Origin of the sequence: Pseudomonas sp., assembly GCF_037994325.1 — a bacterium.
In the GTDB taxonomy this organism is placed as follows: Bacteria; Pseudomonadota; Gammaproteobacteria; order Pseudomonadales; family Pseudomonadaceae; genus Aquipseudomonas.
The window spans coordinates 1-7,946 of the sequence record NZ_JBBNAH010000470.1; the positions used below are offsets into that span (position 1 = coordinate 1).

Consider the following 7,946-nt stretch of genomic DNA (forward strand, 5'->3'; position numbering starts at 1 on the left):
GTCCACGGCAGTTGCTCGCCATTCCAATCGAACACCTGGTGGGCGCCGACCATCAAGGCCGCCGCGCCGCCAATATTCAGCAGCAGCGCCTTGAGCAGGGTGTAACTCAGGCTGCGCGGGCGATAAACCTCTTCCAGGTCGCCCTCGCACATCATCCCCCAAGTGTCCGGCGAGCCAGGCAGGTTAAGGGTCAGGCCGGCGCCGACCACGGGCACGCGGCGGTAATCCGGATAGCCGGGGTAGAGCACAAACATATTGCTGCCGCTGCGGATGGTCTCGCGCACGCCGGGGTGCAGTTCTTTGCTCGCCGGGTCGGTAAAGCGCAGTTCGAATTCGGTGTGTTGGCGCACACGCACGGTGCCAAAGGGGGTGTGCACGCCATCCTTGAGGTTTTCGCCGGCGGTAAAGGTGTTGTCTTCAAAGCGCGAGCGCGACAAAGCAGTACCGGGGGCGATGCTGGGGTCGTACACCGACTTGATCATAAACAGGTAGTTGTCGCCGGAGTCGCGGTACACATGGCCGGCTTCGCGTTGGATCAAGTCGCTCATAACATCGTTGGGAATACGCGCGCACAGGCAGCCCACGGTCTTGCCGGCAACCTGCAGTGGCTGGTGAAACATCAGCGTGACGGCGTCATGAAAACGTGAGGTGGTGGCACCCAGCGCTTGGGTAACTTCGTCGCGATAGGGGCCTTGCAGAAAGGGCGCTTGCAGCCCGGCCGCGAGGGCTTTGGGGTCATGGCGCTGGCCAACTCGCGCGGCATGGCTGGAGCCCAGAATGCTGCCTTGCAGGTCGACCACAAACAGCTCCGACACCTCACGCATCGGCTCGGCAATGCTGTGCAGTTGCTGGGCATCCAGGCGCGGCCATTGTTCGGTGAGGGTGGCGGCGACCTGCTGCAATTGTTGCCAATATTGCGCGGTCCAGCCTTGGAGCAAATTCGCCCGCGTCTGGGCCATGCCACTGAAGGTTTTTTCCAGGCGTGCGGCTTGGCTGCGGTTGATCAGGCTGGCCCAGCGCAGAGCCCACTTATTGTGGGTGCCCAGCCAGGGCAACCAGTGTTTCTCGCGGCCGCTCAGGGCCATTTGGTGACTTTTCAGCTGCATATTCGTGCTCGCAAATGGCAGTGCTTTGCCTAGCGTGAACAGCGCATATTGCAAAAATAGGACCGCTCATCGACGTTGATGGCAGATTGCTGGCGCGATGACGCGTTTTGCCAGGTGGATGTCGCTTTTTCAGTGAGTACGCACGGTTCCCAGCTGATTCTAGTCGGCTTTTTCGCCGAGCAGCTGCGCGGTTTTGGTGCGCGCTATGTTGCAGCGTTGCGTAAGGAATTTCCTTCGGCTTGCGTCAAGTCAAGATCCGCTTTGTCGCAGCTTTCTAGACTGGCCGCCCACGCTCTTCTCGGACCGCCGCCATGCTCGATGCCATTCACTGGGATGCTGACCTGATTCGCCGTTACGATCGTCCCGGTCCGCGCTACACCTCGTACCCGACTGCCCTGCAATTTAGTGATCAGGTTGCCGGCAACGCCTTGGTGCAAGCGCTGGCAGAAAGCCGCAAGGCGCTGCGACCGCTCTCGGTGTATGTGCACGTGCCGTTCTGCGCCAATATTTGTTACTACTGCGGTTGCAACAAGGTCATCACCAAAGACCGTGGCCGCGCCGTGCCGTACCTGCAACGCCTGCACGAAGAAATCAGTCGTATCGCCAGCCAACTCGACCGTCGCCAGGTGGTCGAGCAGCTGCATTTTGGTGGTGGCACACCGACCTTTCTTGGCCATACCGAACTGCGCGAATTGATGCGCCACCTGCGGGAAAATTTCACCTTGCTGGAGGGCGATAGCGGCGACTACGGCATCGAGATCGACCCGCGCGAAGCCGATTGGTCGACCATGGGCCTGCTGCGTGAGTTGGGCTTTAACCGGGTCAGCCTGGGCGTGCAAGACCTCGACCCGCAGGTGCAACAAGCGGTCAATCGCCTGCAAAGCTTTGAGCAGACGCGCGCGATTGTCGAAGCCGCCTGGACCCTGCAATTTCGCTCAGTGAATATCGACCTGATCTACGGCCTGCCCAAGCAAACGCCCGAACGTTTCGCCACCACGGTGGAGAAAGTTATTGAGCTGCAGCCGGATCGCCTGTCGCTGTTTAACTACGCCCACCTGCCTGAGCGCTTTTTGCCGCAGCGCCGTATCAGTGCCGACGACCTGCCAAGCCCGGCCGCCAAGCTGGAAATGTTGCAACGCAGCATCGAACAACTGACCGCAGCGGGTTACGTGTATATCGGCATGGACCACTTCGCCTTGCCCGACGATGAGCTGGCCGTGGCCCAGGAAGACGGCATGCTGCGGCGCAACTTTCAGGGCTACACCACCCACGGGCATTGCGACCTGGTGGGCTTGGGGGTATCGGCTATCAGCCAGTTGGGCGATCTGTATTGCCAGAACAGCAGCGACCTGGGGCGCTACACCGCCGCCATCGACGCCGGCCATTCGGCGGTGGAACGCGGCCTGCTGTGCAACGAAGATGACCGCATTCGTCGCGCGGTTATTCAGCAACTGATCTGCGCCTTCAAACTGGATTTCAGCCTGATTGAAAGCACGTTCAATATTGAATTTCGTGGCTACTTTTCTGAGATCTGGCCGCAGTTACAGCAGTTTGCCCGGGATGGGCTGATCAGCTTGAGCGACAAGCATATTGAGGTGTTGCCGGCAGGCCGGCTGCTGGTGCGTTCGGTGTGCATGCTGTTCGACCGCTACTTGAGTGAGCAGAACAGCCAGCGCTTTTCGCGCGTTATCTAGTTGGGGGCGCCGTGCGCACTGGGGCGATCACGGAACGTCCTGGTGCGCACAGCACCCCCTACGTATTCAGCTGCTTTTGTAGGGTGTGCTATGCGCACCAAGCGATAGTGCGGCTTAAGGTGTTACTGGCTGAGCATCGCCAGCCGCGCGCTGATGGCCGCTTCGATACCGGCAGTATCCAAGCCGCATTCAGCCAGCATGGTCGCCGGTTTGGCGTGCTCGACGTACACGTCTGGCAAGCCCAAATGCAGCACCGACTTGAAGATATTTTCCCGCGCCAGGAACTCGCTCACCGCCGCGCCAGCGCCGCCCATGATCGAGTTTTCTTCGATGGTCACCAGCAACTGATGCTCGGCAGCCATTTGCAGCACCAAGGCTTCGTCCAGGGGTTTGACGAAGCGCATATCCACCACCGTGGCATCCAACGTTTCAGCCACCTGCAGGGCTTCGGTCAGTTGCACGCCGAATACCAGCATGGCTACACCCTGGCCTTTGCGCCGCACCACGCCTTTGCCAATTTCCAGCGGCACCAGGGCCGGGTCGATTTCAGCATTCGGGCCAGAGCCCCGTGGGTAACGCACGGCCGCTGGGCCATTGAACAGGTAGCCGGTGGTCAGCATACGGCGCAGTTCGTTTTCATCGCTCGGCGTCATTACGACGATGCCGGGGATACAGCGCAGGTAGGACAAATCGAAGCTGCCCGCATGTGTTGGGCCGTCTTCGCCGACCAAACCGGCACGGTCGATAGCAAACAGCACATCTAGGTGCTGCACCGCCACGTCGTGAATCAGTTGGTCGTAGCCGCGTTGCAAGAACGTGGAATAAATCGCCACCACCGGCTTGGCGCCTTCGCAGGCCATACCGGCAGCGAGGGTGACGGCGTGTTGCTCGGCAATCGCCACGTCGAAATAACGCTTGGGGAAGCGCTCGCTAAAGGCCACCAGGTCGGAGCCTTCTTTCATCGCCGGGGTAATGCCGGTGAGGCGCGCATCGGCTTCGGCCATATCGCACAACCATTGGCCAAACACCGCCGAGTACTTCGGCCCGCTAGCCGGTTTTGGCGCGACGGGTGCGTTGATCGGCTCCAGCTTGGTGATGGCGTGGTAGCCGATCGGGTCCAGCTCGGCCGGGGCGAAGCCTTTGCCTTTTTTGGTGATCACATGCAGAAACTGCGGGCCTTCCAGCTCTCGCATATTGCGCAGGGTGGTGATCAAGGTCGGCAGGTCGTGGCCATCGATGGGGCCGATATAGTTCCAGCCCAACTCTTCAAACAAGGTGCCGGACACCAGCATGCCTTTGGCGTGCTCTTCGGTTTTACGGGCGATTTCCCAGGCACCGGGCAGGCGCGACAGCACTTTTTTGCTGCCCTCGCGCATGTTGGCGTAGGTGCGGCTGGAAAGAATCTTGGCCAGGTGATTGGACAGGCCGCCGACGTTTTTCGAAATCGACATATCGTTGTCGTTCAGCACCACCAGCATATTGGCCTTTACGTCGGAGGCGTGGTTCAACGCCTCGAACGCCATGCCGGCAGTGAGTGCGCCATCACCAATTACCGCCACCGACTTGCGCTTGCTGCCTTGCAGCTGAGCGGCAATCGCCATGCCCAGCGCGGCGCTGATGGAGGTGCTGGAATGGCCGACGCCAAAGGTGTCGTACTCACTTTCGCTGCGGCGCGGGAAGGCGGCAATACCGTCTTTCTGCCGTAGCGTATGCATACGCTCACGGCGGCCGGTGAGGATCTTGTGCGGGTAGGCTTGGTGGCCGACATCCCACACCAGACGGTCATCCGGGGTATCAAAGACGTAATGCAGCGCGATGGTCAGCTCAATAACACCCAGGCCTGCGCCAAAGTGGCCGCCGGTCTTGCCGACGGTATAAAGCAGTTCCTGGCGCAACTCATCGGCGAGGATTTCCAGCTCGGCCTCGCCCAGGCGACGCAGACCAACAGGCGTCTCTGCACGGTCGAGCAGAGGCGTAGCGGGGCGTTCGCGGGGGATCTCGTGAAACGTCGTGGGCATCAGGCAATCGTTATAGGTATAAAAGATGGCGCAGTTTACCTGATGCTGGTGGGCTTTTCGTAGGGTGCGCGTGACGCACTCTGGCAAATACCGATATCCGGGGCTTTTGTGGGGTTTTAGCCGTGTCGCTAATTGAGATGGGTAGCGCTTGCGACGCTACCCATCCAGTGCCTGGCGTCTAGATCACTTGTCGCGATCGACCGCAAACGCCGACCACGCTTGGCGACTCGGCATAATTTCCAGGCGGTTGATATTGATGTGATCCGGCAGGCTCGCCACGTAGTAAATCTGCTCGGCGATATCTTCGGCGCTTAGCGGCGTGGTGGTGCCATACATAGCATCGGAAGCTGCCTGGTTACCTTTAGTGCGCACCAAGGTGAATTCGGTTTCGGCCATGCCGGGGGCGATATCGGTTACCCGAACGCCGGTGGCAATCAGGTCGCAGCGCAGGTTAAAGCTGAACTGCTTAACAAACGCCTTGCTGGCGCCATACACGTGGCCACCCGGGTACGGCCATTCACCGGCCACCGAGCCAATGTTAACGATGCTCGCGCCGGCACCGGTTTCCAGCAGCTTGGGCAGCACCGCGTGGGTAACGTTAACCAGGCCGGTGATATTGGTGTCGATCATGGTGTGCCAATCTTCCAGAGCCACCTTTTGTGCCGGCTCCGGGGCCAGGGCCAAACCCGCGTTGTTGATCAGGCTGCGGATCTGGCGAAAGCCTTCGGGCAGGTCATCGACCATTTTTTGCACGGCGACTGAATCGCGCACATCCAGGGTGGCGATATGCACGGGCACCTTGGCGGCCAGTTCTTTTTGCAGTTCTACCAAGCGTTCTTCACGACGCCCGCTCAGCACCAGGGACCAGCCCGCTTCGGCGAAACGCCGCGCAGTGGCCCGGCCAAAACCCGATGTTGCTCCTGTGATAAATACCACCTTGCTCATTGCTTACCTCGTCTTCACGGCGACTGAGGAGCTGTCAGTGGGACAGCTCGAGAAATTTGCGCACCCGGTCGGTGTCCGGGTTGCTGAAGAATTTTTCCGGCGCTGATTTTTCGATGATCAGGCCGCGGTCAAGAAACACCACCTGGTCGGACACTGCGCGGGCAAATTCCATTTCGTGGGTCACCACAATCATGGTGTAGCCCTCGCTGGACAGGTTCTTCATAACCGTCAGCACCTCGCCAACCCGCTCGGGGTCCAGCGCTGAGGTGGGTTCGTCGAACAATATCACTTCCGGGCTCATGGCCAGCGCGCGGGCTATGGCTACACGCTGTTTTTGCCCGCCCGACAGGGTAAAGGGATAGGCGTCTTTGCGCTCGGCCAAGCCGACTTTTTCCAGCAGTTGTTCGGCGATAGCGCGGGCCTGGTCCTTCGCCATGCCCTTCACATAGATAGGCGCTTCCATCACGTTCTGGATCACCGTCAGGTGCGGCCACAGGTTAAAGCCCTGGAACACCATGCCGGTTTTGGCGCGCAGGGTGGCCAGTTCTTTGTTAGTCATTTTGCGCCCGGCTTCTTCGTTAACGCCGATGCGCTGGCCGGCGATATGAATGCTGCCGCGGTCGGGTACTTCCAGCCAGTTGATGCAGCGCAGCATGGTCGACTTGCCCGAGCCTGAAGAGCCCAGCACGCTGACCACTTCGCCTTTTTTTACTTCCAGGTCGATATCGCGCAACACCTCGATATCACCAAAACTTTTCGACATGCGCTTGATGCTTACCGCCGGTACGGCAGCGTTTTCCACGGCGTTAGACATAATCAAAACCTCGTTTGGCGCCAAAGCGGCCGGCCCATTTGAGTGCCAGTTCCAGGCCGATACTGATCAGCCAATACAAGCCGATGACCAGCACAAAGGCTTGGGTGGGAATGAAGTAGGTGGACTGCGCCGAGTTGGCGGCGGCGGTGAGTTCCTGCACGGTGATGATGGTCAGGAACGCAGTGTCTTTCAGGGCAATGATCAGTTGGTTGCCCAGCAGTGGTCGGGTTTTGATCACCAGCTGCGGCAGGATAATCCGCCAGAACAAGCGCCCTGGGGTAAAGCCATGGGCCTTCGCCGCCTCCACATAACCCTCGGGCATCACCAGGCGCGCGCCGCGCAAGATCTCGGCAAAGTAGGCGGCGTGGTAAATGATCAGGCTGATAAACCCGGCGGTCCAGGCGTCCATCCGCAGGCCGATTTGCGGCAGGCCGTAGTACAGCAGGTAAGCCAAAATCAGAAAGGGCAGGGTGCGCATCAGGTTCATCAACGCCCGAATCGTCCAGGAGAGGCGGTCACCTTCCTCCAGCCGATACACCGCCAGGCAACCCAGCACAAAGGCGCACAAGGTCGACAACACAAATAGCACCAAGGTGCCGATCAGGCCGTTGACAAAGGTCTCGCGGGCTTCCCATAAAATCGTCCATTCAGTCATCTTGTGCGCCCCTTACATGGCCAGTCGGTTGGCTTTCTTTTCCGCCATCGCTTGCAGCTTGAGCAGCACGCTGATGATCAGCATGTACAGCAACGCGGCGCACAGAATCGGCGGCAAAGGTTCGTAAGTAACCGCAGAAATACGGTTGGTGACGCGCGTCAGGTCGACGATGCCGATCACGGCAATGGCCGGGCTGCCCTTGATCAAAAACGACATCTCGTTGACCAGGCCAGGCAGGCTGCTGGTGATCATCTGCGGCAACATAATGCGGCGGAAGAACACCGCACCGGTCATGCCGCAGGCCAGCGCGGCTTCCTTCTGGTCGCGGGAAAAGCTCATAAACGCCGCTCGCCAGACCTCGGCATTAAAGGCTGCCGTGTTTAGCGTCATGGCAACGATGGCGGCGGTATTGCGGTTCATGTTGATGCCAAACATCGGCGCCGACAGAAACAGGAACAGTACAAAGGTCACCAGCGGCGTGGCGCGCGCCAGGCTGACGTAGAGCACCAACAGTTGTTCCACAAACGGGATCTTGGCCATACGCAGCAGGGCGACGCCCAGGCCCAAAACAACACCCAGGGCAATGGCGATACCGCAGAGCCACAAGGTGGTCCAGGCGCCTTCCAACAATAACAACCAGGCTTGACCGGTCATGCCTCGGCTCCTTATTCAAATCAGAGGGGGATGCGAGCTGCGACGCACGTTGGTCAAAGC

General features: G+C 59.7%; 6 protein-coding genes and 1 pseudogene. 1 reads left to right on the forward strand and 6 read right to left on the reverse strand.

Annotated features, from left to right (window positions below; all coding sequences use genetic code 11):
- Positions 1-1,106 (reverse strand): annotated as a pseudogene (locus AAAB16_RS15830) (methyl-accepting chemotaxis protein); the annotation flags it as partial.
- A gap of 311 nt (positions 1,107-1,417) precedes the next feature.
- Between AAAB16_RS15830 and hemN the strand changes: the two are divergent.
- Positions 1,418-2,800 (forward strand): oxygen-independent coproporphyrinogen III oxidase, encoded by a 1,383-nt coding sequence (gene hemN / locus AAAB16_RS15835; protein ID WP_340664186.1) that lies wholly within the window; start codon positions 1,418-1,420, stop codon positions 2,798-2,800.
- Between the two features lie 122 nt (positions 2,801-2,922).
- On the opposite strand, the gene dxs is transcribed toward hemN, so the two are convergent.
- The 5 genes from dxs to AAAB16_RS15860 all read right to left on the reverse strand — a co-directional run bounded on the left by dxs (position 2,923) and on the right by AAAB16_RS15860 (position 7,886).
- Positions 2,923-4,818 (reverse strand): 1-deoxy-D-xylulose-5-phosphate synthase, encoded by a 1,896-nt coding sequence (gene dxs / locus AAAB16_RS15840; protein WP_340664187.1) that lies wholly within the window; start codon positions 4,816-4,818, stop codon positions 2,923-2,925.
- Between the two features lie 183 nt (positions 4,819-5,001).
- The gene (locus tag AAAB16_RS15845; RefSeq protein ID WP_340664188.1) at positions 5,002-5,763 is read right to left on the reverse strand and encodes an SDR family NAD(P)-dependent oxidoreductase; all 762 of its coding nucleotides are present in this window, start codon (positions 5,761-5,763) and stop codon (positions 5,002-5,004) included.
- 34 nt (positions 5,764-5,797) lie between these two features.
- Positions 5,798-6,577 (reverse strand): amino acid ABC transporter ATP-binding protein, encoded by a 780-nt coding sequence (locus AAAB16_RS15850; RefSeq protein WP_110617324.1) that lies wholly within the window; start codon positions 6,575-6,577, stop codon positions 5,798-5,800.
- Complete coding sequence (locus AAAB16_RS15855; protein ID WP_340664189.1) at positions 6,570-7,232, reverse strand: amino acid ABC transporter permease; 663 nt, start codon at positions 7,230-7,232, stop codon at positions 6,570-6,572. The genes AAAB16_RS15850 and AAAB16_RS15855 overlap by 8 nt, the downstream gene beginning before the upstream one ends.
- Before the next feature lie 12 nt (positions 7,233-7,244).
- Positions 7,245-7,886 carry an amino acid ABC transporter permease gene (locus AAAB16_RS15860; protein ID WP_340664190.1) on the reverse strand — a complete coding sequence of 214 codons (642 nt, stop codon included), beginning with the start codon at positions 7,884-7,886 and terminating at the stop codon, positions 7,245-7,247.
- Positions 7,887-7,946: the final 60 nt, after the last annotated feature.

Excerpts from the sequence above, each read along its gene's own strand:
- hemN (WP_340664186.1), top strand. The coding sequence starts at position 1,418 with ATGCTCGATGCCATTCACTGGGATGCTGACCTGATTCGCCGTTACGAT.
- dxs (WP_340664187.1), bottom strand. The coding sequence starts at position 4,818 with ATGCCCACGACGTTTCACGAGATCCCCCGCGAACGCCCCGCTACGCCT.
- AAAB16_RS15845 (WP_340664188.1), bottom strand. The coding sequence starts at position 5,763 with ATGAGCAAGGTGGTATTTATCACAGGAGCAACATCGGGTTTTGGCCGG.
- AAAB16_RS15850 (WP_110617324.1), bottom strand. The coding sequence starts at position 6,577 with ATGTCTAACGCCGTGGAAAACGCTGCCGTACCGGCGGTAAGCATCAAG.
- AAAB16_RS15855 (WP_340664189.1), bottom strand. The coding sequence starts at position 7,232 with ATGACTGAATGGACGATTTTATGGGAAGCCCGCGAGACCTTTGTCAAC.
- AAAB16_RS15860 (WP_340664190.1), bottom strand. The coding sequence starts at position 7,886 with ATGACCGGTCAAGCCTGGTTGTTATTGTTGGAAGGCGCCTGGACCACC.